At 51.5% G+C, this 25,152-nt stretch carries 17 protein-coding genes and 2 tRNA genes; 9 read left to right on the top strand and 10 right to left on the bottom strand.

Annotation, left to right across the window (positions count from 1 at the left end):
- The first annotated feature begins 40 nt into the window (after window positions 1-40).
- Window positions 41-988: a helix-turn-helix transcriptional regulator gene (locus tag H7F20_RS13810; protein WP_185786750.1), complete on the top strand. Its 948-nt coding sequence runs from the start codon at window positions 41-43 to the stop codon at window positions 986-988.
- Window positions 989-1,089: 101 nt separating this feature from the next.
- Here H7F20_RS13810 and H7F20_RS13805 read toward each other — a convergent pair whose 3' ends face one another.
- The 3 genes from H7F20_RS13805 to H7F20_RS13795 all read right to left on the bottom strand — a co-directional run bounded on the left by H7F20_RS13805 (window position 1,090) and on the right by H7F20_RS13795 (window position 4,240).
- Entirely contained in the window at window positions 1,090-2,592 is a 1,503-nt protein-coding gene (locus tag H7F20_RS13805) for an acyl-CoA dehydrogenase family protein (RefSeq protein WP_185787171.1), read from the bottom strand.
- Between the two features lie 221 nt (window positions 2,593-2,813).
- Entirely contained in the window at window positions 2,814-3,005 is a 192-nt protein-coding gene (locus tag H7F20_RS13800) for a cold-shock protein (protein ID WP_185787170.1), read from the bottom strand.
- 110 nt (window positions 3,006-3,115) lie between these two features.
- The gene (locus H7F20_RS13795; protein WP_185786749.1) at window positions 3,116-4,240 is read right to left on the bottom strand and encodes a DEAD/DEAH box helicase; all 1,125 of its coding nucleotides are present in this window, start codon (window positions 4,238-4,240) and stop codon (window positions 3,116-3,118) included.
- Window positions 4,241-4,653: 413 nt separating this feature from the next.
- On the opposite strand from H7F20_RS13795, the gene H7F20_RS13790 reads away from it, so the two are divergent.
- The 4 genes from H7F20_RS13790 to H7F20_RS13775 all read left to right on the top strand — a co-directional run bounded on the left by H7F20_RS13790 (window position 4,654) and on the right by H7F20_RS13775 (window position 9,041).
- Complete coding sequence (locus tag H7F20_RS13790) at window positions 4,654-7,410, top strand: sigma 54-interacting transcriptional regulator (RefSeq protein WP_370588510.1); 2,757 nt, start codon at window positions 4,654-4,656, stop codon at window positions 7,408-7,410.
- Window positions 7,411-7,671: 261 nt separating this feature from the next.
- Window positions 7,672-8,061 (top strand): hypothetical protein, encoded by a 390-nt coding sequence (locus H7F20_RS13785; RefSeq protein ID WP_185786748.1) that lies wholly within the window; start codon window positions 7,672-7,674, stop codon window positions 8,059-8,061.
- Window positions 8,062-8,090: 29 nt separating this feature from the next.
- Window positions 8,091-8,513: a response regulator gene (locus H7F20_RS13780; protein ID WP_185786747.1), complete on the top strand. Its 423-nt coding sequence runs from the start codon at window positions 8,091-8,093 to the stop codon at window positions 8,511-8,513.
- A gap of 87 nt (window positions 8,514-8,600) precedes the next feature.
- Complete coding sequence (locus H7F20_RS13775; RefSeq protein ID WP_185786746.1) at window positions 8,601-9,041, top strand: hypothetical protein; 441 nt, start codon at window positions 8,601-8,603, stop codon at window positions 9,039-9,041.
- A 149-nt stretch (window positions 9,042-9,190) separates the two neighbouring features.
- Here H7F20_RS13775 and H7F20_RS13770 read toward each other — a convergent pair whose 3' ends face one another.
- From H7F20_RS13770 to H7F20_RS13755, 4 genes are all read right to left on the bottom strand, one after another.
- Window positions 9,191-10,501, bottom strand: coding sequence for an IPT/TIG domain-containing protein (locus H7F20_RS13770; RefSeq protein WP_185786745.1), 1,311 nt, complete (start codon window positions 10,499-10,501; stop codon window positions 9,191-9,193).
- A 112-nt stretch (window positions 10,502-10,613) separates the two neighbouring features.
- Window positions 10,614-11,420, bottom strand: coding sequence for a hypothetical protein (locus H7F20_RS13765; RefSeq protein ID WP_185786744.1), 807 nt, complete (start codon window positions 11,418-11,420; stop codon window positions 10,614-10,616).
- A gap of 192 nt (window positions 11,421-11,612) precedes the next feature.
- Complete coding sequence (locus H7F20_RS13760; RefSeq protein WP_185786743.1) at window positions 11,613-15,311, bottom strand: two-component regulator propeller domain-containing protein; 3,699 nt, start codon at window positions 15,309-15,311, stop codon at window positions 11,613-11,615.
- Window positions 15,312-16,232: 921 nt separating this feature from the next.
- Window positions 16,233-16,317, bottom strand: a tRNA-Ser gene (locus H7F20_RS13755).
- 158 nt (window positions 16,318-16,475) lie between these two features.
- On the opposite strand from H7F20_RS13755, the gene H7F20_RS13750 reads away from it, so the two are divergent.
- From H7F20_RS13750 to H7F20_RS13735, 4 genes are all read left to right on the top strand, one after another.
- Complete coding sequence (locus H7F20_RS13750; RefSeq protein WP_185786742.1) at window positions 16,476-17,459, top strand: carbohydrate kinase family protein; 984 nt, start codon at window positions 16,476-16,478, stop codon at window positions 17,457-17,459.
- A 136-nt stretch (window positions 17,460-17,595) separates the two neighbouring features.
- Window positions 17,596-19,155: a M28 family peptidase gene (locus tag H7F20_RS13745; protein ID WP_185786741.1), complete on the top strand. Its 1,560-nt coding sequence runs from the start codon at window positions 17,596-17,598 to the stop codon at window positions 19,153-19,155.
- A gap of 129 nt (window positions 19,156-19,284) precedes the next feature.
- Window positions 19,285-19,360 (top strand) — tRNA-His (locus H7F20_RS13740).
- A 181-nt stretch (window positions 19,361-19,541) separates the two neighbouring features.
- Window positions 19,542-21,611 carry an ATP-binding protein gene (locus H7F20_RS13735; protein ID WP_255444099.1) on the top strand — a complete coding sequence of 690 codons (2,070 nt, stop codon included), beginning with the start codon at window positions 19,542-19,544 and terminating at the stop codon, window positions 21,609-21,611.
- Here H7F20_RS13735 and bshB1 read toward each other — a convergent pair.
- Genes bshB1 through H7F20_RS13720 form a run of 3 tightly spaced genes read right to left on the bottom strand, consistent with a single transcriptional unit; the run spans window position 21,608 to window position 24,974 of the window.
- Complete coding sequence (bshB1, locus tag H7F20_RS13730) at window positions 21,608-22,330, bottom strand: bacillithiol biosynthesis deacetylase BshB1 (RefSeq protein WP_185786739.1); 723 nt, start codon at window positions 22,328-22,330, stop codon at window positions 21,608-21,610. The genes H7F20_RS13735 and bshB1 overlap by 4 nt on opposite strands.
- A 6-nt stretch (window positions 22,331-22,336) precedes the next feature.
- Window positions 22,337-23,515 carry a PLP-dependent aspartate aminotransferase family protein gene (locus H7F20_RS13725; RefSeq protein ID WP_185786738.1) on the bottom strand — a complete coding sequence of 393 codons (1,179 nt, stop codon included), beginning with the start codon at window positions 23,513-23,515 and terminating at the stop codon, window positions 22,337-22,339.
- 52 nt (window positions 23,516-23,567) lie between these two features.
- A complete protein-coding gene (locus H7F20_RS13720; protein WP_185786737.1) occupies window positions 23,568-24,974 on the bottom strand; it encodes an MATE family efflux transporter in 1,407 nt (468 codons plus the stop codon).
- Between the last annotated feature and the right edge of the window lie 178 nt (window positions 24,975-25,152).

Here is a 25,152-nt window from a genome sequence, read left to right as displayed (position 1 = left end):
CGGGGCATTTTGGCTACTTTTAAACCGTTAAACAACCACATTGACCAACTTGTTCTTTATTGCGGCTTTTATCCTCTGTTCGGCTTTGGCCCTGGGGAGTATCTGGATGAGCCGGCAAACGGTTGCAACCTATAATTCCCTCTTTCACAAAAGGTACTTTTATTACCTCGTCAGTTTCTATGCCTTTGCCTTCTATGCACTTTGGGGACCCCTGGGCCTTCGGGAACTCATGTTTCTGGGTGGAGCCGGGCCGGAAGCTACCGCCGGGGCGACCCGGTGGCTCCCATTGCTGGCCATGCCTTTTGCTGCCATCGGCTGGTTGGTGTTCGGGACCATCCCGCATGCCCTGGGGGGTTCGGGGCGCGTGCCGGCTGCCTATTCCTGGTATGCCGGGATCCTGGGGCTGGCCCTCCCGCTTGCCGCTTTCCTGTTCTTCCCGGCCTGGCCCACCCCCGCCGGGCCCTTACGGGTAGTCGCCGACCTGCTTACGGGTGTAATGATCTGGCCGGATGCACTATTTACCTTCTGGGCGTGCACATGCATCTGGGGGTTCTCGAGAAAAGCGGGGCGGCCGCAAGAATCCATCCTCAAGGTTTTTGGGGGGCTTACCCTGCTGGCCCTGCCGATCCGGGGGGGTGCGCTGCTTCTTTACCATATGCAGGCGTCTCTTGCTGCGGCCGGGCTGGTCTTGTATTTCTTGTCTGCCGCACTCCCTTTTTTGTATGTCTACAGGTTTTCGGACAGGCTTTTCCAGCCGGTGTTTGCAGAGGCCACAAATGTCGAAAATTTAAGGCTGCTGGTAGACCGGTACGGCATATCTCCCCGGGAGGAGGAGGTTATTGGCAAAATTTGCGAGGGAAAGACCAACCAGCAAATAGCCGACGAATTGTTTATCAGCCTGCAGACGGTTAAGGACCACACCCACCGCATCTACACCAAAATCGGCATCAACAGCCGCCTGAAACTCGTGCAGCTGCTCAATGGGTAACAAAGCGCTGCCCGGATCCCGCTGGCTGGGTTGGATTGCGTTAGGTAGGGTTGAGTAAAATTCATGAAATAGGACCGGCTTCCACAAAGGGCCAAAACACCCTATGCGCCTGTAAACTGCATCCAGTCCGAATTCTCCCGGTATTCCATTACGGGCCCTGCATCATTAAATTCGCGGAGGTTGGACACCAGTTGTTTCACATCCATCACCATATGCTTGCGGCAATTCTCGAAAAGGTCCTTCCGGAAGCCCCGGTCTGCCATCACGGAGACATACTGCAGGGATGCCACCCGGGCTACGATGCGGCCCAGAGTAACCAATTGGCGCTGGGCAACTTCCGCGGGCAGTTGAAAATCGAGCATCTTGCTGAAATGCCCGGCGGTCTGCTCGGTGAGCACATCCGATTGTAAATACCGCAACAGTTGTGTATCCTTGCTTCTTTTCATAGCCTTGAGCACCCCTTCGGCTATCTGGGTATAAAGCATTTCGTTGGAGCCTTCAAAAATCTGGAAAGGGCGGCTGTCGATGATGCCCCTGCCCGCCACGTGGTCCAGTTTGTATCCGGCGGATCCGTTGAGTTGCACACAGATCTGTGCGGATTCCTGCATCAGGTCCGTCACAAAGGCCTTCATGATATTGGCCTCCATCCCCTGGGTTGCGAGCTCGTGTTCAATGCCGCTCATCCCGGCGCTGCGGGCGCACATCCCGGAGCACAAGCTGTAAGCGGCCTGTATCCTGGAAAGCTGGTAGCGCACCGAGTCCAGTTCCGATAATTTTTTTCCAGCTATCAGTCGCTGGTCGCATTGGGTAAGGGCTTCGTCGAGCATCCGGTGGATAAAGCCCATGGCCATCCCCGGGAATTGCAACCGGCTACGGTGCAGGATATCCAGCATCATTTTGATGCCTGTGCTGGGCTGCTGAAGCTTTTGGTTTTCAGGCACTTCCAGATTCAGGTTGTTCAACCCGTAAGGGATCATGTAAAGGCCCAGGTTGTTAAAATATTTTTCGACCTGGATTTGCTGGTCGGGCCGGCTTTCGTCCGTGACAAAAAAGTCGATGTCCCGGGCAAGGTCTCCGGCTTCTGTTTTTTTGCGGGCCGCGACAATCCAGTAATCGGCCATCCCCGTCAGGCCCTGCCAGTGCTTTTTGCCCTTGAGGCGGTACCCGGTATCCGTTTGGGTATAGTGGGTCTGCATGTTGAGCGCATCGCTGCCGTAATCGGGCTCGGTAATCATCAGCCCGCCCATGGCCTTTTCCTCCAAAAAGCGCCTGAAGATCCCTGCCTGTATCTCCGGATGCCCATATTTGGCCAGGGGTTCCAGGAACAGGGCAATGTTGATCCCGAAGGTCAGGGACAAGGGCAGGGACTCGTAGGAGGCGGCCGAGAGGATTCCCAGGCATTCCTTTACATGCAGCCCGCGGCCTCCGAATTCGGTGGGAATGGCGACAGAAAGCGGCTTCATGCCCATGATATCGTCCCACACGGGATCGGGCAGGCCTCGTTTGAGGCTCAGCGCATCGATATTATGCTCGCTGTGGAAAACATTCCGCAATCCGGTGCTGAACCGGCTGATAAAAACATCGAAATCTTCCTGCATGTTCATTGTCTTCTTATTAATCCCGGGCATTTCTCCTACCTCGGCAGCATCGCCTGAAGCAATTTGCCCCCGTTCGATTTCCTTTTGCATCTTTTTTTTCAAATATCCCCATTTTTCCGGGGATTTCTGCATATTTAACGAGGTTTTATAGGTGGCAAACCCCTGAAAACAAACAGGGCTCCCGAAGGAGCCCTGTGATCATTTCGATATGCGGTATCGGTGTGTGCTTAGTCAGCGATACGCACATTCACCGCGCTGGGGCCTTTTTTGCCCTGCTCAACCTCGAAGTATACTTCGTCGTTTTCACGGATCTCTTCTTCAAGCCCGGAAGCGTGTACGAATACGTCCTTGCCTTCAACACCGGTGATAAAACCGTATCCTTTGGCCTCATTGAAAAATTTAACTGTTCCTTTTTGCATTGTAATAAATATTAATTGTTGTTTATGAAGTGGGCCGCCGGTTATCTGTTTGTTGGCAACCCGGTATTTTACTTGGGGCAAAACCTGCTTATGGCCTGCCCGTTCCTGTTTCAGGTCAGGGCACCTTCTTTTTCGACCGGGATTTTAAAACCGATCAGTTGTTGTATGTTTTTCAGGTCCACCCGTTCGGAGTTGTCACAGAACGAGATGGCATGTCCGGTTAACCCGGCCCTTCCCGTACGCCCGATCCGGTGTACATAAGTCTCCGGCACATTGGGCAGTTCGTAATTCACGATAAAGGGCAATTGCTCGATATCGATACCCCTTGCAGCGATGTCGGTGGCAATGAGCACCCGGACATCACTGTTCTTAAAGTCGTTGAGAGCGCGTTGGCGCGCATTCTGGGATTTGTTCCCGTGGATGGCTGCCGCATGGATGCCGGAACGGCCCAATTGCTTCACCAGACGGTCTGCCCCATGTTTGGTACGGGTAAAAACCAGGGACCGGTCCTCAATGGATCGTCCGAGTAATTTGATCAGCAAGTCCTTTTTGTCGTGCTTTTCCACATAGTAGACCGACTGGCGGATGGTATCTGCCGTGGAGGATACGGGCGCCACGATTACCTCGGCCGGTTGGTTGAGGATGGACATCGCAAATTTGCGGATGGCCGGCGGCATGGTTGCCGAGAAAAATAGGATTTGCTTTTGGGCCGGGAGTTTGGACATGATGCGCTTGACATCATGTACAAAGCCCATATCCAGCATCCGGTCGGCTTCGTCGAGGACCAGTATCTCAATGCGCGAAAGGTCTATATGGCCTTGTTGCATCAGATCCAGCAGTCGGCCGGGGGTTGCGATCAGTATCTGGGCGCCCCGTTCGAGGGCCCGTGTTTGTTTGCCCTGGGGGACGCCTCCGAAAATCGGCGTGGATTTCAGGGGCAGGTAGCGGCCGTATAATTTGAAGTTTTCCTCCACCTGAATGGCGAGTTCCCGTGTCGGGGTAAGTACCAGGGCACGGATATCCTTCCGGTTCCCGTGGTTGCCACTGAGTTGCTGGAGTACCGGGATCGCAAAGGCCCCGGTTTTACCGGTGCCGGTCTGCGCACAGCCGATAACGTCCCGTCCCTCCAGGATATGGGGGATGGCGCGCGACTGGATTTCAGTGGCTTTGGAGTGCCCGGCCTCTGTGATGGCACGGACGATGGGATGTATAAGTTTCAGGTTTTTATCTTTCATATATAAGGGTTGCAGGCAGCGTTCGTTTTAACGGAAAGGCGGGATGCAGTTTTTATTTGCCAGGGGTCTTTAAAGCTCCCCTGGGAAGCGATGCATTCCGGTTTGCCTGAGGCTTATGGCCTCTGGCGCGATCGTATTCCCAGATGTTGAAATGGGTGTGGGTCGTTTCCCGGGCTACCGGCTAGGGTGTTGTTGAATACTAATTAAATTGTGGCAGCTGAGAAACGAAAACTGAGAGAGCGGATATTAAATCTAATCTTGGTCAGAAATGGCGAAGGCAGGTGCCTGTTATTTTACGAGGCAAAGTTACGACAAATATCCCTCGGTTTTACATCCACCTGGAAATATCGGCCGCAAGGGTATCAATTATTTGAGTATCTTTTTTAACTAAACACAGGAAATAGCCGTCCACAGTGAAGAAACCGCGGAAAACACTTCTAGACGAACTTACCCTCAGCTTCGGGCTCGCCGATAAATTTATCGGGCCCACAAACCAACAGCTGTTTATCCTGGAGGTCCGGCCTGAAAACCGGTATACATGCGTCGCCGCGAGCAAACGTTTTTTGGAGGAGCTAAGCGTTACCGAATCCGAGGTGATCGATCGGGATGTGCGGAATTTTATTGAGGAACCCGCACTGAGCCATGCCCTTGAAAAATGTGCCGAGGCGAGCAGCCATATAAAAACGGTATGGTGGGAAATAGGCGGCTCTGGTGAATCCGGCGAAAAACGCACCCTGGCAACCCTTATACCCCTTTGCGGGTCCGATGGGCTTTGTACGCATCTTGCAGGGATGCTCAACGACCTGCCTACCGAAAAGAGGGCCGGGGAACTTTTGATCCAGAATGAAAAATACCTGGAGAATATTCTGAACCATATCGGGGACCCCATTTTCGTAAAAGACGAAAACAGCCGCCTCCTGTTGGTTAATGACGCCTTTTGCAGCCTTTTCGGATTGGCGCGCTCCCGTGTCCTGGGTAAAACCCTGGCCGAAGACGTCTCCCCGGAGGAAAGGGAAAGCTTTTTAAAAATAGACCGGGCCGTCATTTCTTCGGGTGTTGAAAATGTGAATGAGGAAACCCTTACGGTCCGGGGCAGTGAAACCAAGATAATTTCCACTAAAAAGACGAGGTTCGTCGATGACAGGGGCAACAAATTCCTTATAGGGATCATACGCGACATCACCCAGCGCAAAAAGGCGGAGCTGGACCTGAAGCTGGCCAAGGAATTTACCGACAAGCTTGTCATGTCCATGCAGGAAGGGCTGATCATCCTGAACCTCGAAGGCCGTATCACCATGGTAAACCAATCGGCCTGCGAGATGCTGGGCTACACCCGGGAAGAAATCCTGGAGATGGATATGCCGTATCCCATGGCCAAACCAGAAGACTTCGAAAAGATCCTGACAACGAAAGAGGATGTTGCAGGCGGAAAAGCGCAGCCCCATACGATGGAGTTTACCCGGAAAAATGGGAATAAATTCCAGGCGACCTTCCTGGCCGGGAATATTAAGGACAACAACGGGGCTGTGATCGCCGTCTTTGGCACCCTGAAAGACATTTCCGAAGAAGTCCGCACGCAGGAAATGCTGGAGGAAATTGCCGTCAGGTCGACCAAAAAGAAGGACGTAATCCTAAAACTGGCAAGCCTGGTCGGCAATGAGCTGAAAGCCTCCCTGAAACAAATTACCCAACTCGCAGCGGAGACCCTGGACGTCGGGCGGGTGGGCGTTTGGCGACTGAACATGGATAAAACGGAAATCCATTGTGAGGACCTGTATATTCTGGAAAGCGGAACCCACCAGGAGGGAGCCTCACTGAGCAGGTCTGAATACCCCAATTATTTTGATGCCCTGGAAAAAAGTCAGACTGTCCTAGTTGAAGACGCCAGGAACAACCCGGTTACCGAACAATTTGCGGAGGCCTACCTGATCCCCCATAACATCAGGTCCCTGATGGATGTTTTTGTGCACAGTACCACGGGATATTACGGGATCATTTGTTTTGAACATGTAGGCAGCCAAACCCGGCGCTGGTCGGCAGATGACCTGGAATTTGCCACCTCCATTGCCAATGTGGTCTCCCTCATTATCGAAAGCCAGGAGCGCCAGAAGGCAGAGCAATTGATCATTGAGTCGAACAGGGAGCTGTCCTTAGCCAACGCGGAACTAATTACCCTGCGCAATAAACTGGAACAGGAGAACATCTACCTGAGGAACGAGCTGGATCTCGTTTTCAATTTTGAGGAAATGGTCTACGGAAGCGCCGCATTCAGCAATGTGCTTTCGGAGGTGGAAAAAGTGGCTGCAACACATGCCACCGTCTTACTGCAGGGCGAGACCGGTACCGGAAAGGAGCTGCTGGCGCGTGCCATCCACAACCTGAGCATCAGGAACAACAAGCCGCTGATCAAGGTCAATTGCTCGGCTATCCCCCGGGAATTGCTGGAAAGCGAATTATTCGGTCACAGGAAGGGATCCTTCACCGGGGCGATCAGCAATAAGGTTGGCAAATTCGAGCTGGCTGATGGCGGAACGCTTTTCCTGGACGAAATCGGGGAACTGCCCGTGGAAATGCAACCCAAGATCCTGAGGTTCCTGCAGGAGGGCGAAATAGAAATGGTCGGCGCCGGGCAGCCTAAAAAGCTGGACGTACGCGTTATCGCCGCAACAAACCGGAACCTAAAGGCTGAGATTGAAAGGAAAAATTTCCGGGAAGACCTGTATTTCCGGCTCAATGTTTTCCCGATTGAAGTCCCCCCATTACGGGAACGCAGGGAGGATATTCCCATCCTCGTCGAACATTTTGTGGACAAGTTCAACAAGGAATACAACAAGAACATCCAATTCGTTTCCGACCATGCCATGGAAAAACTGAAAGGTTACAGCTGGCCGGGAAACATCCGCGAACTGGAGAACCTGATCGAACGGGCCTCCATTTTGTCAAACGGGGAAACCCTTACCATCCCGGGCTTTGAATCGGAGGGTCCGAATTCAAGGGTTTCGATCCGTTCCAATAATTTATCCCTGGAATCCATACAGCGCAATCACATCATTCAGGTGCTGGAGAAATGCGACTGGAAGATTTCCGGGCACAACAGCGCCTCCGAATTGCTGGACCTGAAACCCAGTACGCTTCGCGATAAGATGAAGAAACTGGGTATCAGGAAATAACATAAAACCCACGGTATTCCGTGGAAAAATGATCTCACTTTATTTTTGTGACGGTATTCCGTTGATGCAAGTCGAAGTGCAATCTCCCCCCAAACCTCCTAATGCATTGATTACCTGTTTTTTACAAATACTCTTCTGATCTAAACAGGAGTTTGGCATATCCCTTGGTTAAACATTTTGGAATGAATGCTTACTAATAAGGCCTCCAGAAAGCCTGGCGGGCATAAGGTTTCACCCGGACTGACCATTATAAACAGATCCATGCAGGATCAAACCACCTTTTCAATTCGGGATAACAGCATCCTGTACTGCACTTTCAACCAGGGGCCCGGCACCTGTTTCTTAAATGTCAGGACGGCCCGGCGATACCTGGATAAAGTGATTTCACTGTCCAATGGTTCCCCCATGCCCTTGCTAATCGACCTGAGGAGCGCAAGGGGCACCTTTTCGACAGAGGCTGCCAAACTGCTGGCCAGCAAGAGCAGTCAGGGCCACATCGCGATCTGTGAGGCCTATGTGGTAAATACCCTCGCCATCGAACTTTTGGTGCGGGCGTTCAAAAGAATCTATCCGAACGACATCCCCTTTGCCATCTTCAAAGACGTGCCGTCGGCAGAAAAATTCATCCGATCCCATACCCTGGCCATATGAAGATGAATCAAATTTTATCAGATTATTGAATGAGCGCAAATTTTGTATTGATCGATGACAGTGAAATGGATTTGTATATCCACCAAAAATGCATCGAACGGGAATTACCGGATTCCGAAATCCTCACTTTTATAAGGGCTGGTATGGCGCTCGCCTTTTTGGACTCCTCGAAACCTGCCTCCTCCCACTCATCTCACTGGTTTGTACCAAATTTTATCCTGGTAGACAGTGATATGCCCGAAATGAACGGGATTGAATTTCTGGATGCCTTCGCGGCCTGGAAGGACAGTGCGACCATTGGCACCAAGGTATTTATGCTTTCCTACGCCACAGACCCCAACCTTATGGCGAGTGCGGAGAACCACCCGGCCTGCGACGGGTTTATCAGCAAACCCTTTACGCCGGAAAAGCTGCGTAAAATCGTTTTGGAGGCCGTACCGGAACTAAAATAAAGCGGGTCGCTCCGGGCACCCGTTACAATAAAAAATATCGTTCCCCCGAAGTTGAAACCTAAAAATGAACAGGTTAATTATCAAAAAATGAAGTGTGTTGAATTGAACCGGGAAGGTGATTTTGAAAGATGGGAGCAAACGCGATTGGACGATCTTTCCGGTTTGGACGCTGATGCAGACCCTCTGGATCCTGTGATCTATGAGGCGGAAGGGGTTAAACTAAGTGTTTTTGGCCTGGAACCCTACGAACGGAAACCCTTCAGGATCATCAAAAAAAGCTTTAAATTATTCTGCCTCTCCGGCGGTTTGGCGCTTACCCGGTCTTCCAACGGGTCGATTTCGCTCCTGGTTTTTGACAGAGGGGACTCAGTGGATCAGCAACTCCAGGAATATACTGAAGTGATCCGCGATTTCCAGAATATTGGAGCCGACCCCATGATCATGGGCTTCCTGGAATATTCAGACCCAGTTCAGGCTGAAAGCCAGGTGGAGGATTTTATGAGTCTGGCGCTCTCATCGATCTTATGAGATGCCCCTGGGCAGAGGCTGCCCGTAGCCCTGAAAAAACACATCCCTGCCATTGGTTCCCAAGCGGCACCCTGGTTGATCTGGCGGGTTGCAGGGCTCGCCGTTGTGACCGTGAGAGTAAATGCAGCTAGCGGGCCCGAAACTCCCTCTTAATCCAGTGGAAACTTGTGGATCAGATGGCCTGCCATGTCAGCGACATATACGGTTCCGTACTTATCCAGGGCCACATCGGAAGGTCCGGAGAACATTGTGCCTTCCCACTGTCCATCTGCAGAACCTGTTGAACTTAATATCAGTGTACTTACCGTACCCTCTGGGGTTATCTTTCGGATATTTTGGTTGCCGAAATCAGCAATGTACAGGTTTTCCGCCATATCCAAAGCCACTCCGTAAGGACCATCGAACCGGGCATCAGCCCCCTGTCCATCTGTAAATCCTCTTGAATTTCCTGCCAGGGTGCTAACGACACCATCCGGGGTTATCCTTCGGATCCTGTTGTTTATGAAGTCAGCTACATACGCGTTTCCCAATGCATCCAGTGCAATCCCATAGGGTCCATTGAACCGGGCATCTTCCCCCTGTCCATCTGCAAAACCTGGTGAACTTCCTGCCAGGGTGCTTACTAAACCATTCGGGGTTATTTTTCGGATTCTATTGTTTCCGGCATCAGCGACATATACGGTTCCATCTACATCCAACGCCACTGCATAGGGTTCATTGAACTGGGCATCTTCCCCCTGTCCATCAGCATACCCTTCTGTACTTCCCGCCAATGTGCTCACTTCGCCACCCGGGGTTATCTTCCGAATACTATGGTTGTAACGATCCGCAACATACACGTTTCCGTCCACATCCAATGCGAGTCCGTTGGGTGCGTTGAACTGCGCAACCACTCCTTGTCCGTCAGCGAACCCGAACGCACTTCCAGCCAGGGTGCTCACCAGTCCATTCGACGTTATTTTTCGGATCCTGTGGTTTCCGGCGTCGGCAACATATACATTGCCGTTTTTATCAATGGCTACTCCAGCAGGTAAATTAAACTGCGCAAAGCTTCCTTGTCCATCTTGAGACCCTCGTGTACTTCCTGCAAGGATATTACCCGGGTATTCATCTGTGACGATATACGTAAATTCCGGTCCATCTATAATCTGGCCATTTATGGAAACGGTAACCCTTCCAGTAAATGCACCTGTGGGCACGATGGCTACAATCACATCATCTTCCACCGATTCAACCTCGCCTTGTGAACCGTTAAAAAAAACTTTGATCACGTTTGGATCTGAGCCGAAGTTTTTTCCGCTAATCGTAACAACAGTATTTCTGGGCCCGCTTTCAGGGCTTATCGTATCAATTGAAATTGTTGAGTTTCCGGGGCCGCCGTCTAATTCAGGGCCGTCATTTGAACAGGAGACCAGTAAAGCGAAACAAAGGATCAACCGATAGCTCAATGCGTTACACATGATCTTTTTTTTAGGTAGAATAGCGGGGGATTGCTATTGGCATGAGAGCCAATTAGGGATCGAGAGAAAGGAGGCATTTTAAAATAAGCTATTTTTTCCGCATATGGAATCGTTACTCTTCAAAAATATACCTGATTCCATCCGCAAATACTTTGGGATAAGCATTTTCATAATCAAAATTTAGATATTCTACAATTTCAAATTCCAACCAGGGATATGCTTTTTCATTTAGTGCAGCAATGAAGTCACTATTCAAATCATATTCACTATCGCTGGTAAGTGAATAGTGCAATTTTTTATTGTCCTTTATTTGGGGGAAATTTTCATTTTCAAGCAATTCTGTGAAATAAACAATAGATGGTGAATCCGTGGCAATGAAATTTTGGAAGATTGAAGATTCTTGTTCCTCAATAAAAAGGGCCATCAAAACCATACTGCTCTCACTTCCTCTGCCAATAAATGTTCTTGAGGTGTTAGTGGTGTAATGTGCATCCACGTATGCGGCGATATTTTGAAAGACTTTATTGAATTCCTGATAGTCTTTCGGTATGACAAAATCTACATCCAGATGTTCCGCCAATGTAATGACCAGGGCATTGAATCCGCTTACTGCTTTAACCCCTTCGATAACCTTATCAAATTCATCCGTAGCGATAACATGATGTTGTTCTTTAAAGTCTATCAGGTAGATCGCAGGCAGGTTTTTGTTAGTTTCGTATTCACTGGGTATCCAAATTTTAGCCTCCCAACTGACACCATCGGATGTAATAGTAAACGTTTCCTTCTTGTCCACTGCGATGACGGGTTTTGTGGGACCCGTAATGGTATCATCCGTCGGGTCATCGCCATTGCTTGAGCACGCCATGAGTGTGACGCATAGTAAGGAACCGGGAATGAGCAATTTCAAGTTTAGTTTCATAGCTGTCGATATTCGAGTGAACCGCGTGATAATCGGATCCCTTTGTTCTTCAACCTTAAAGTTCAGTGATATATAATTGATTTCCTTACACCATTTGGTCAAATGATGTTGGTATTCTGTCATCGATAAAGAAAGGTGGAAATTATCCGTTAAACGGGTTGCAAAATCTCCGGATAGCAGGCGATGGAGGATTTATTTGCGGATGGCAGAGGGGGAAGAACCCAGTTCCTGCTTGAAAATGCGGCTAAACCAGGACAGGTTTTTAAAGCCGACCTCATAGGCGATTTCAGAAACGGTTAAATCTGTGGATTCTATAAGGTTTTTTGCTTCCTGCAGGCGCACGTGCCGAATGAATACTGCAGTGGATTTACCGCTGAGTGCTTTTAGTTTTCGATAGAGTTGCGATTCACTGATGAGCAATCCGGAAGCGAGTTCCGAAGGGCCGAAGGAATCATCCGAAATATTCTCATAGATGAGCGCAACAGCTTTTTGGATAAAGGTGGACTCAGTATCCTTTTTACGGCTTTCAACCAGCTTGGCAAATCCCGTGAACTGAAATTTACGGATCAATTTCCGGCGCACCCGGATCAATTGTTCGATACGGGTCAGCAGTTCAGCTTTATTGAAGGGCTTTGACAAATAGGCATCAGCACCATATGAAAGTCCGAAAATCCGGTCTTTCTGGGTTGCCTTTGCAGTGAGCATGATAATAGGGATATGATCGGTCAGTTCGTCCTTTTTTAGCGCCTTGCAGACCTCAAACCCGTCCTTGCCGGGCATCATCACGTCCGTAATGACGATATCCGGTATGTGTTCAAAGGCTAATTCCAGGCCGGTTGCCCCATTCCTGGCATACAGTGTCCGATATGCATTGGACAGGCATTGGATAGTATAGTGCGCCACATCCTGGTTGTCTTCGATGATCAGGATTAAGGGTTGTTCCGGATGCCCGGCAGATACTACTTTTCCTGCTTCCTGTAGATCATCGGGGCCTGTGGGGTCCGCCAAAACCATGTTCAGGGCATCCGGGCATGCGGTTGGGGCATTCCGGGTAATGGGTAGCCGAACCGTAAACACACTGCCCTTGCCCGGGTTGCTGGTCGCAGTAATATTGCCTCCGAGCCCGGTCACTAATTCTTTGGTTAATGCCAGTCCGATACCCGTACCCTCAAGTTTTTTAGTAGTCGCAGAACCTGCCTGGTAAAACCGGTCGAATATATGGGGTATATCCTCCTCGGCTATACCTGATCCGGTATCGTGAACCTTTATTTCCAAAAACCTTCCCTTTTCACTTTGAAGCTGCAATTCGATAGCTCCGTGCGGGGGCGTAAATTTTATGGCATTGGAGAGGAGGTTTGAGAGGATGGCGGACAATTTCTGGGTGTCCACATCCATGGATAAGTCGTCAATTTCAGCATTTATCCTGAGCTGGATGCTCTTTTTGCGGGCGTAGGAAGCAAAACTCTCACTCAAATACCTGATAAAGGGAATTACCTTGATTTGCACATAGTTTGCCCTTAAATGGCCGCTTTCCAGTTTCGTCAGCTCAAGTACTTCATTAACGAGCGTCAGCAGACGCTGGCCGTTTCTCCGGATTAAACGGACTGCATCCTCCGCGGGTTGTGATTTATTATTCCCGAGTTCATTCTCCAGTGAATCCGTCATCCCTAAAATGACGGTCAGGGGCGTCCTGAATTCATGTGAAATGTTGGTATACAGGTTGCTTTTAAATCGATTGATTTGTTTTTGCCTATTGCTTTCCGCCAAAGCCAGTTTTTTGGAGAGTTGGAACCTGTAAATGCTATATACGAGCAAACAAAGTAACGTCCCATACAGGAGATAAGCCCACCACCGGGCCCACCACGCCTTCCGGATTACAAAGCCCACAGAAGCCCCTTCTTCATTCCAGACCCCGTTATCATTCGATGCGATTACCCGAAATGTATAGGTTCCCGGTTCGATATTCGTGTACTGCGCCACCCGTTGCGTCCCGGCTTCAATCCACTCCGGGTCAAATGGTTCTAACCGATACCGGTATTGATTCCTGGCAGGATTGCTGAAATGCAGGCCGACGTATTCAAACGTTATATCATTCTGCGAATGGGCCAGGATGATGCTCTCAGAATCGCCGTGGTTTCCATTATCCAATACATAGGGTTCGCCGGAAACCCTTATAACGCCAATTTGAAGTTCCGGAGGAACCTGGTTACCATTTGCCTTCTCGGGATCGATAGCAAACAGGACACTACTGCCCCCGAAATAGAGCTGGCCATTGCTGGCTGAAAGGGTGGCCTTATCAAACCGGTGACTGGGTAATCCTTTAGAGGTAAACCTGGCAGACTCCGCATCAAACCGGGAGAGTCCCTGAGCGGTGGACAGCCAGTACGTGCCTGGCGGGCCTTCGAGTATCCCGGTTACCCTATTGCTTGGCAACCCATCAACCATTGTGTATTGATGAAAACTGCTTTTGTCAGGGTTAAAGCGAAGTACGCCCTTGTCTTCCGTGCCTACCCAATACCAACCTGAGCTATCCTCGTAAAAACTTATGGCCTGGTATCCTTCCAGGAAGGTTTCAAAACTATCATGCTCCTTATTGTATCGAAATAACGTTCCTTCTCCCGTCTGATCCCCAACCCAGAGTGTCCCGTGTGAATCCGTTTCGATCAAATAGACTTCGGCGCTCGTCTGCCCGTTAACGGCCGGTAAGGTATGCCGTTTACTAACCCCGGTAGCTTTGTCAAAACCGAAAAGTCCGTACTTGCCCGCCCCAAGCCATAAATAGCCATACCGATCCTCACAAATGCGGTAAACCGATGTGCCGGCTGTGCCAGGAGTACCATCCGTTGGAAACGAATGTCGAACCAGTTTACCTGTTTTCGGATCCAGGCTGGCCAATCCTCCGGGCCCCCGGTTTTTTGAAGACGTACCGGAATCCTCAGGGTGCTCCGAAATAAACCCTAACCACAACAGCCCTTTCGAGTCTTCATAGATATCAAATACCGGACTTTCTCTTAATCCACTATGTGTTAGTTCATTTTCGTAAACAGGCAGTATTTCACCGGTTTGCGTATCCAATTGCCGTAGCCCGTGATAAATCGTTCCCAAAAGAAGTTTTCCAGGCAGTGCGCCACATTCCTGTATGCCTGAAATATGCATATTATTGGTTTCGGCATACCGGGTGATTTTCGATTCTAACGGATCCATTTTGTGCAGGCCGCCCTGGGCCAGGGTGCCCAGCCAGTACTGGCCGGATTTATCTTCAAAAAATGACCAGAGTTTATCATTGGATATGCCGTTCGCTTCTGCAGGGTTGTGGGCGAAATAGCGCACCTTATCCGTGCCGGGGTCAAAATAGTTAATGCCACCACCACAAGTGCCGATCCAAAAACCACCTTTTTGATCCTCATAAAGAAAGGATATAAAAGGAGGGAGTTCCCAGGCCTTTAGCCCCGGAGGCGGATAATATCGACCGGGTTTGCCGCCATCGCTCTTCATCCGGATGAATTCCTGCCGTGCAGGGTCGTAAAGGTGCAATCCATTTTGATATGTCCCGACCCAAATGCGACCCTGCCGATCCTCCATAAGTGCACTCACCCGGTTGTCGATGAGACTGTTTGGATTATCCGGTTGGTGGATAAACCGGGATATGGATCCGGTTATGGGGTCGAATCGAAAAAGGCCAGCACCGTTTTCGGAGGGACCATAACCTGTCCCTATCCAGATTTTGTTTTGGCTATCCGCCAATACAACCCGCACAATCTCTCCGATAAGCGAATTCGAATGGGCAGGATCATCCAGAAATCGGGTGAAGCGATCGCTTGCACGTTCGTACCGGTACAGTCCGCCCTCCTGCATACCAACCCACAGGTTTTGGGATGCATCTTCGGACATTGATGTAATAAACCCGGAGGGAGTGGGATTATCCTCTCGCGATGGGTACTGGTAAAAACAATCACATCCCGGGTTGTAGCGACTGAGACCAGTCGCGGTCCCGATCCAAATATCCCCGATATGGTCCACAAAGAGCGATTCGGTCCTGTTGTCATTCAACGAGGTTGTATCCCCCGGGATATTCCGGAATCTTTCAAACCCATACCCATCGTATTTAAGTAGGCCATTCCCAGTTGTCATCCACAAATATCCCCGGTGGTCCTGTGCGATGGATATGATATTGTAGTCATAGGATACCTGATCTATTTCGACCGAAACTTTTTTAAAGCTGCTATTCTGGTTTTGGGAGAAGGAGAAAAAAGGGATTATAAAAAGCAAGACCTTCAGCAGGAATGAAAGGCGGGTTCCATCATACCAGGAGGCTATTCGGGGCAACCTAGGCTCCCATTTTAACGGGCAATATGTCGGTGTTGGATTTGGCAGAGCAATCAATGCGTTTTATGCGGTTCATTCCTTAATCAAAATACAAAAAAGTGCTCAAAGGGCTGCTTGTATTCTATATTGCCAAGAGTTATTTCAATTTGAAGTGTCCGGTAGTAGCCAGAATTGAAATGGATGGTAGGCAAATCATTTGAAATAAGAATAAGTTCGTATAGGGTAGAATGGAAATCTACTACAATGCCGTACTAAAATCGCACATAATTATCCCAACTAATTATATATCAATTAGTTGATGATGATGTTACGGAGGAAGAGGGATTACGCCGCCTGAGCGGCGTGATCCCGGGAGGGGGTCCTGCATTAAAAACGCCCCATGGCTCACGCCCTGTGCATTTTTATTTCCTCCAATCCTTGCCAAGCAAGCTCGCAGGATTTCCGGAAATAAAAAATGCCTCACCGGATTGGTGAGGCGTTTTGTTGCGGAGGAAGAGGGATTCGAACCCCCGGAGGTTTGACCCTCAACGGTTTTCAAGACCGCCGCATTCGACCACTCTGCCATTCCTCCTGGTCTGCGTGTCTTAGCGGGTGCAAATATAAAAAAGCTTTTTGTAAAGATGGCCCCAAGGGACAAGATTTTGTTTGCCCGGTTTCCGGAGTTTGCACGGTCCGTTACGGGAATTGACGGGAATTTCATATCTTCCTTTTTCAGCTAAACCAAGGCAGATGCAACAACACAAAGTAGCCGTACTGGGGCCGATTCCCAGGGACCATATCACCACGCACAAGGGGGAAGTCATCGAAAAATACGGATGTGCCACGCATACGGCCATCGGCCTCTCCCGCCTCCTGGGGGATCAGGGTACCGTATATCCGGTATCCCATGTCCGGAAAAAGGACCGGCCCGGCGTCCTGGAAGTGCTGGCCCCCTACTCCAACATTTCCACGGATTATATTACCGATGATGCCGACCAGGGGGATATTATCCAGTTGAAGTTTGTGGACCAGAACAACCGCCTGGAGAAACAAACGGGCTTTATGAACCCTATTATCGGGGAGGACCTTGAGGGTCTGCTGGATGCGGATGTGTTTGTCTGCGTCCCCATCACGGACTACGAGGTGCCCCTGGAAACCCTGAAATACATCAAGGCCAACAGCCAGGGCCTGATCATCTTTGACGCCCACGGCCCCACCAATACCACCACCATCCTGGGTGACCGGCTGATCCGCTACTGGGTGGACCGCGACATGTGGCTGCCCTATATTGACGTCCTGAAAATGAACCTGGAGGAATCCCGCTGCTGCTGGTTCGAAAAGGAATATAACCTGGAAGACCTGCAGCCCTTCCACGACATAACCACCGACCATCTGGATACCCTGGCCGCCCACGTGCTGGAACGGGGGGTAAAATCCCTGATCGTGACCCTGGACGCCGGTGGCAGTGCCGTGTATTTTAAGGAATCCGGTAAAATCCGGAAGGAGATTGTGCAATCGGTCCCCGTCACCGATGTGGTCGACACCACCGGTTGCGGCGATTCCTTTGCAGGGGGGCTGGGCTTTGGCCTGCTGGAATCCCCAACCGACTACGTGAAAGCTGCGCGGTATGCCAATGCCCTGGGGGCCCAGCGAACCCAGGGAAGGACCTTTGACGTCTTCAAGTCCCTGGAGGAGACCCGGGCCATGATCCGCTCCGCCTATGGGGAGGGCTAAGTGTTACCCGAATGAACAGGCCGTCCCTGGATGCACAATCCAGGCCTGCCGGGGTTCGCAGGGAAGGCTGAAACCCTGATCAAAATCCGTCCATTTTCCGTATTTTTGGAAAATCATTGCTTTAACCAAACTCAACATGCAAAAATTCGTTTTGCTGTGCGCGGCACTGGCCATGTCCTGCAATACTTCCCAGAAATCCATTGCGGAACACAATGCACTGGCTCCCGTTGCACCCGATGAAAGCACATATGCTTCCACGATCACCGAAGATGATCTGAAAACACATTTGTACATCTACGCCTCGGATGAATTCGAAGGCCGGGAAACCGGAACCGCAGGACAGAAGAAGGCGGTCGACTACCTGGTCGATGCCTACCGGGAAATGGATATCCCACCAGCCCTTGGAGACGCAGGATACCTGCAGAAGGTCCCCCTCGAACTGGCCCGCTTGCCCAAGGGGAGTTTTTCCATGGGGGGTAACACCTACCGGAATGGGGAGGATTTCCTGACTTTCCTTCCCGGTAACGGCCACCTCGATGAGGTTGTTTACGTAGGTTATGGTATTGATGCCGCCGGGTATTCCGATTACCGGGACCTCGATGTCAAAGGAAAATACCTGCTCATGAAATCCGGGGAGCCCCGTAATCCGGATGGCACCTATGTCCTGAGCGGCTCCGACCGGGAATCCGGCTGGAGCAATCTTTCCGAAGGCCTGGACAAGCGGCAGGAAGTGGCCCGCAATAAGGGGGCCAGGGGGTTTTTCTATGTGGATGAAGCCAATTTTTCGCGTTACCAGCGGTATTATGACCGGATGCTCCGTAATGACAGCGGCCGGATGAGCCTGGTTTCGCCCGAAGCGACCCCTCAAATGGTCCTTATCCCGGCGGAGCTTGCCAAAAAAATATACCCGGGTTTTGAAACCAACACGGTTTCAGAGGTCTATCCAGCCGATATTGACCTGGAAATCGCCAGTGAGAGCGAGCCTGTGGACTCTGAAAATGTAGTAGCCTATATCAAGGGGTCCGTGTATCCCGATGAGTACCTGGTCATTTCCTCCCACCTGGACCATATCGGGGTCTCCTCCGACGGGGAGATCAACAACGGAGCCGACGACGACGGTTCCGGGACGGTGGCGCTGCTCGAGATTGCCGAAGCTTTCAAAAAGGCAGCAGAGGAAGGCTACGGCCCCAAGCGGTCTGTGGTATTCCTGCATGTAACCGGCGAGGAAAAGGGCCTGCTGGGATCCCAGTATTATACCGATTACAGCCCGGTATTTCCCATGAACCAAACCGTGGCCAACCTGAATATCGATATGATTGGGAGGATTGACCCGAAGCGGGACGGGGACCGCAATTACATCTACCTGATCGGTTCCGACAAGCTCAGCACCGAATTGCATCAGTTGTCAGAGGCAATCAATGAAAAACACACAGGTATCGAACTCGACTACAAATACAACGACGAAAACGACCCGAACCGTTTTTACTACCGCAGTGACCATTACAACTTTGCCAAGAACAATATCCCCATCATCTTCTATTTCAACGGAACCCACGTGGATTACCACCGGCCGGGGGATACACCGGATAAGATCAATTACGACCTGCTGGAAAACCGTACCCGGCTTATTTTCTATACCGCCTGGGAAATAGCCAACCGGAATGCCCGGTTGACCGTGGACAAAGTGGCTCGCTGATCCGGACCTTAAACCACATCCCGCTTCCCTGAAGAAGCAGGTTTTTTCTTTGGGACAATTCACAAAAAGAAGTACCTTTGCCTCCGCCTGAGACGGTATGCGATCCAAGTATCCCGCAAAAGGCCTGACGGTGGTTGTAGCTCAGCTGGTTAGAGCGCTGGATTGTGGTTCCAGAGGTCGCCGGTTCGAACCCGGTCTTCCACCCAAAACAAGCCCTCGGAATCCCTTTCCGGGGGTTTTTTTATTGGGCGAAATCCCATGGTTTATCGACGAACTACACCTTAAGCCCGATAAAACACACAAATTTCGGCGTTTCACAACATTCTTTCGGCCTGGCCCGGGCATGCTTCTACATTTAGAGTCGTTTAATGGGCCCGATGAAAATAATGCAACATGTAACGTTGTTACCTACCACCTTCCTGCTGCTGTTTTGCTGCCTCCTGCCTATTGCGGATGCTGCGGGTGCAGAAGAGAACCCCAGGAAGGAACTTCGCAGTGAAATCAGCGCCATGGAGCGCAGTGCGGGTTTTACGGCCAAAGACACCGCATACATCAGTAAAATCTTAACCCTGGCGGGTGAAATGCGTTTCTACGATGCAGACAGCCTGCTCAAATTATCGGAACGCTCCCTCACCCTGAGCGAGGCGGCAGGCTTTTTGAAAGGAAAGGCGAAATCCTACCTGAGACTGGCCGATTACCACTCCGACAAGGGGGATAGCGAAAAGGCCATTGAATTGTACGAAAAAGGGCTGGCCCTGTCGGAGGCCGGCAACTTCGGGGACTTGCGCCTGAGTGCCCTCAACGGGCTGTCGGGGGAGTATGTATATAAAGGGGATATTGCCGGGGCCCTGACCAAATACCTGGAAGCCCTGGAGCTTGCGGAGCAGACAGGGGAACTCGAGATGCAATCCATCTTAAACGAAAACATCGCCAACCTCTATGCCGAACAGAAGGACTACGACCACTGCCTCGAATACTTCCAGAGGGTAAAGCGGATCAACGACAAGCTGGGCAATGACATCATCAAAGCGGAGACCATGAGCAACCTGGCCTCCGTTTATGCCGATATGGGCAACCTGGAATACGCCATGTTTAATATCAACCAGAGCATCGATATCTTCGAGGAGAACCGGATATTCGACTGGCTCGCCTATGCCTACGAAACCAAGGGGAAGGTCTATCTTAAAAAATTCAATTACAAATGGGCCCTGTACTGGTATAGCCAGGCAGAAATGCTGCACATGAACCTGGAGGACGATCGCTCCCGCATCGACCTGCTCAACGGAATGGCCGAAGCTCATTTCGGGCAGGGTAATGACAGCCTGGCCAGTGACTATGCCACACAGGCCTTCCGGATCAGCGAAAAAATACGCTTTACGGAAGGAAAAAGGGACTGTGCACAAACTCTTTACAGGATCCACCGCAAGCAGGAAGACTACGCCACGGCCCTGGTATACCACGAGGTATTCCAGAAGTTGTCGGATTCCATCTCCAAAAGGGAAAACCAGCAAGGCCTCAGCCTGCTGAAAACCCGCAACGAATTCGAAAAACAGAAGGAAGAACTCATCGAGGAAAATGAAAAAGCACTCGCGGAACAAAAGCGCTTTGTTTGGATCGGCTGGGTGGCCCTCTTCATCGCCCTGATCATCATTTACCTGGTTTACCGTTCCAAAAGGCTGCAGAAGCAACTGGCCGAAGAACTCACCACCAAGAAAGACATCCTCGAAGTGCGCAAGGCCGAGCTGCAAGCAAACAACCAGACCAAAACCAAGCTGTTTTCCATAATCGGGCACGATTTGCGGGGACCCATCGGCGCCCTGCAAAGCCTGCTGACCATGTATTCGGAGGGAGACATGAAAAAAGAGGAATTCCTCTCGTTCATCCCCAAACTGAAATCTGATGTGGACCACATCTTCTTTACACTCAACAACCTGCTCTCCTGGGGGTATACCCAAATGGAAGGGGCAAAAACAAAACCTTCGAATACCATCCTCGAAAACATTGTCCAAGAAAATATCAACCTGCTGGCAGAAATCGCAGATCAGAAGTCCATCCGGGTGGTCAGCGAGTTGCAGGGGAACACAGAGGTCTGGTCGGACCCCAACCAGATCGATATCGTGATCCGCAACCTGATCAGCAATGCGCTCAAATTCACCCCGGAGAACGGCATTGTGAGCATCCGGGCAGAGGACAAGGATACGCATTGGGTGATTGCCGTCCGGGACACGGGCGTGGGGATTGACCGGGTCACCATGTCCCGACTCTTCCAGGATTCCAGCAACACCTCTACCTACGGCACCAACAATGAAAAAGGTACGGGCCTCGGGCTGTCCTTATGTAAAGAAATGGTTGAGAAGAACAATGGTAAAATTTGGGTAGACAGCACATTGCGTATTGGAAGTACCTTCTACTTTACCCTGCCCAAGGCAGCCCAGAAATACAGCGAAGCCGTTTAGATCAGATCGTCCAGGGAAGCGACCGCCACCTGCCGTTCCGCTGTAAATCCCTCTGCAAATTCCACCCCTACCAACCTGCCCAGATCCCGGGCGCGGTAGGAGACGCTATCCGTAAAATTCTTGCTGCTGATCGGTGTTTCCGGTTCATCGCTATCCGGATCGTAAAACTGGGAGGAATAGGCATGTATGGCCTCGAGTTTCTTATCCATGAACCCGGACACGTCAACCACCACATCCGGCTTCAGGTTCTTCCATTGAATATAGTGGTACACCTGCCCGGGCCGCCAGGGTTCCTGCCATTCGTCGTAGCCCTCCAGGCGGGTATCGATTTTGACCAGGCCGCTCAGGAAGCAGGCATCGCTGACCAGGGAACTCCCCCGCGCATGGTCGATGTGCCGGTCTTCCACGGCGTTGCACAAAACCATCTCCGGCCGGAAACGCCTGATCTGACGGATCACCGCCAGCTGGTGTTCGGGGTCATTCTGGAAAAAGCCATCGGCAAAGCCCATATTCTCCCGGATACTGATGCCGAGGATTTCAGCGGCCCGACCGGCTTCCACATCACGGATTTCCGCCGATCCCCGGGTCCCGAGTTCCCCACGGGTGAGGTCTATTATTCCCACTTTCTTCCCTGCAGCCACCGCTTTGGCAATAGTGGCCCCTGCCCCGAGTTCCGCATCGTCCGGATGCGCTCCAAATACCAGTAAATCTAATTTCATTACATGTCAGTTTTCAGTGGGTACGCCAGAATGCCTTTTGGCTTTTTCAATGGCCTGGTCCAGGTCGGCGCGCAGGTCCTCGAATTCCTCAATACCGGTAGAGAAACGGATCAGGTTTGGACGGATGCCCGCTCGCTCCCGGTCTGCCTCTGAAAGCAGAGCGTGAGAGGTGAGGGTCGGGATGGTGAGGGTGCTTTCCACACCGGCAAGGCTCATGGAGGGTTTTACCCATTCCAGGGAATTTACAAAATGGTCCAGGGCAATGCCATCGGCCAGTTCAAAGGACATCATGCCCCCAAACCCGTGCATTTGGGCCCTGGCAATTGCATGTCCCGGGTGGTCTTCCAGGCCGGGATACCACACAGCGGCCATATCGGGGTGTTCCCTGAGGTGCCTTGCGAGCTGCAGCGCATTTTCGTTCTGGGCCCGCACCCGCAAGCCCAGCGTCTTCAGGCTGCGTTCCAGCATCCAGACAGTCTGGTCGCTCAGGCTGCCCCCGAGGTTTTTGGCCAGCTGGAAAATCCGGTTGATATGTTCCGCTGACGCCGCAACGGCCCCCGCGCAGATATCGGAATGCCCGCCCATGTATTTGGTGGCCGAATGGATGATCACATCGATACCGAAATCGGCCGGGTTCTGGTTTACCGGGCTGGCAAAGGTATTGTCGATAAGGGTTACAAGCCCACGGGACTTTGCCAGTTTGGCGACTGCTTCCAGGTCGGTGACCAGGAGCAGCGGGTTCGAAGGGGTCTCCAGGTGCAGCACCTTGGTCTCCGGCCGGATTGCCGCCTCGAAGTCATCCACCCCCGTACCCTCTACAAAGGTATAGTCGATGCCGTATTTGCCAAATTCCTCCTTGATCAGGCTGTGCGTACCCCCGTAGGATTGCTGTGACAGGACCACATGGTCGCCCTGGTTTAAAAATGCGAGCAGGGAGGTGCTCACGGCCGCCATCCCGCTGCCGAAGATCAACCCGGCCTCGGTGTGCTCCAGGGCGGCAATCTTCCGGCAGAGCGCTTCCTGGTTGGGCGTGTTGAAATAGCGCGGATATCTCTTGATATCCACATTTTCATAGGCGTAGGAGGTACTCATGTACAGGGGGGAAACCGCCCCCCGGAACTGGGTATCGCGGACCTCCCCGACATGGGTACAAATGGTGTTGAGTCCGGCTTTGCGTTTTGTCATGGGCGTTGCATTAAATTCAGGCGCTGCATTAAATTCAAAAATAACATTTATCTCAGACCTGGAAGCTTTTCCACCTCCCTTTCCTGAAGGCGATAACCGCCAGGACGGAAAGGAGCACCTCCGCCAGGGTGATGGCGAGGAAAACCCCCATCGGACCCATATGCAGCGTTCTGGAAGCCAGGTAGGCAAAAGGCAACTGGAACACCCAGAAGGCCACCAGGTTGATCCGGGTGGGGGTTCGCGTATCGCCCGAACCGTTGAAGGCCTGGGTCACTACCATGCCGTAGGCATAAAAGAGGTAACCCGCCGTGATGATCCGAAGGCAGAGCGCCCCGCTTTCCACCACCGGGCCGGTCTGATTGAACAACCCGATGATCTCCGGGGCAAATGCCAGGTAGATAACAGAAACTGCGAGCATGAACACCGCATTGTACTTGCCGGTTATCCAAACAGAGGACTCCGCCCGATCCGGTTTGCCCGCCCCGAGGTTCTGGCCCACCAGGGTAGCCGCCGCATTGCTCATGCCCCATGCGGGCATCAGGGTAAACATAAGCACCCGGATGGCAATGGTGTACCCTGCGAGGATCTCGCTGCCGAATTCACTCATCAGGCGCATCAGGAACACCCAACTGGAGGTGCCAATCAGGAATTGTGCAATCCCGCCCAGGGAAACCCGGATGAGGTTCCACATTACCTGCAGGTTGACCACCCAGCTCCGGAGGGTAATCCGGATCCGGCTCCAGCCGAAAATCAGTACCAGGAACTGAAAGATCACAGCCGATCCCCTGCCGATATTTGTGGCGATGGCCGCCCCCATGACCCCGAATTCGGGTACAGGGCCGAGGCCAAAGATAAACACCGGGTCCAGCAGGATGTTCAACCCGTTGGACAGGACCAGGGTCCACATGGCCATAGAGGCATCCCCGGCGCCCCGGAAGATGGCGTTGATCATAAACAGCAGCATGATGGTGATGTTCCCGCCGAGGAGCCAGCGGGTATATCCGGAACCTTCGGCGATCAGGTCTGCCTCCGCCCCCATCAGGGCCAGGATGTCCTCTGCAAAGTAGTATCCGGAAATTCCAACCAGCAGGGACACGGCAATCCCCAGAAGGATGGCCTGAACCGCTGCTTCGCGGGCCCCCTTCAGGTCTTTTTCGCCCACCCGGCGGGCAACCACAGCCGTGGCAGCCATGCTTAGACCTATGGCAACTGCATAAACCAGGGTGATCACCGATTCGGTAAGGCCAATGGTGGCAACGGCGTTGACGCTTACCCGGGACACATAAGCGATGTCCACTACGGCAAACACGGACTCCATCATCATTTCCATGATCATGGGGACGGATAGCATGAAAATAGCCTTCCGGATGCTTCCGGAAGTAAAGTCGGATTGATTCCCGCGAACTGCCTGCAGGAAATATCGGAATAGCTTGGTCAGGGTATATTGAGAAGACGGCATGAATGAGAAATTATGTGATTAGAGGAAATCTGGAGAACCGGCAGAGGCAGGCTCCGGATGCTTATCGCAACCGGGCCAGAGGCCGGATATCCGTGAAAGGGCACATAATTCCTAGAGCTTCATGATACCGCAAAGAAAAGAAAAATATGAAAAGGCAGGTTCAAATCCCTGAAAAAAA

It is taken from the genome of Robiginitalea sp. SC105, assembly GCF_014243345.1.
Taxonomy (GTDB): Bacteria; Bacteroidota; Bacteroidia; order Flavobacteriales; family Flavobacteriaceae; genus Robiginitalea.
Note: the sequence above shows the minus strand (reverse complement) of the source record. Positions and strands in the feature narration are given on the sequence as shown.

Coding starts and splice junctions, on each gene's coding strand:
- H7F20_RS13805 (WP_185787171.1), bottom strand. CDS start 2,592: ATGAACATGCAGGAAGATTTCGATGTTTTTATCAGCCGGTTCAGCACC.
- H7F20_RS13800 (WP_185787170.1), bottom strand. CDS start 3,005: ATGCAAAAAGGAACAGTTAAATTTTTCAATGAGGCCAAAGGATACGGT.
- H7F20_RS13795 (WP_185786749.1), bottom strand. CDS start 4,240: ATGAAAGATAAAAACCTGAAACTTATACATCCCATCGTCCGTGCCATC.
- H7F20_RS13785 (WP_185786748.1), top strand. CDS start 7,672: ATGCAGGATCAAACCACCTTTTCAATTCGGGATAACAGCATCCTGTAC.
- H7F20_RS13780 (WP_185786747.1), top strand. CDS start 8,091: ATGAGCGCAAATTTTGTATTGATCGATGACAGTGAAATGGATTTGTAT.
- H7F20_RS13775 (WP_185786746.1), top strand. CDS start 8,601: ATGAAGTGTGTTGAATTGAACCGGGAAGGTGATTTTGAAAGATGGGAG.
- H7F20_RS13770 (WP_185786745.1), bottom strand. CDS start 10,501: ATGTGTAACGCATTGAGCTATCGGTTGATCCTTTGTTTCGCTTTACTG.
- H7F20_RS13765 (WP_185786744.1), bottom strand. CDS start 11,420: ATGAAACTAAACTTGAAATTGCTCATTCCCGGTTCCTTACTATGCGTC.
- H7F20_RS13760 (WP_185786743.1), bottom strand. CDS start 15,311: ATGTCCGAAGATGCATCCCAAAACCTGTGGGTTGGTATGCAGGAGGGC.
- H7F20_RS13750 (WP_185786742.1), top strand. CDS start 16,476: ATGCAACAACACAAAGTAGCCGTACTGGGGCCGATTCCCAGGGACCAT.
- H7F20_RS13745 (WP_185786741.1), top strand. CDS start 17,596: ATGCAAAAATTCGTTTTGCTGTGCGCGGCACTGGCCATGTCCTGCAAT.
- H7F20_RS13735 (WP_255444099.1), top strand. CDS start 19,542: ATGCAACATGTAACGTTGTTACCTACCACCTTCCTGCTGCTGTTTTGC.
- bshB1 (WP_185786739.1), bottom strand. CDS start 22,330: ATGAAATTAGATTTACTGGTATTTGGAGCGCATCCGGACGATGCGGAA.
- H7F20_RS13725 (WP_185786738.1), bottom strand. CDS start 23,515: ATGACAAAACGCAAAGCCGGACTCAACACCATTTGTACCCATGTCGGG.
- H7F20_RS13720 (WP_185786737.1), bottom strand. CDS start 24,974: ATGCCGTCTTCTCAATATACCCTGACCAAGCTATTCCGATATTTCCTG.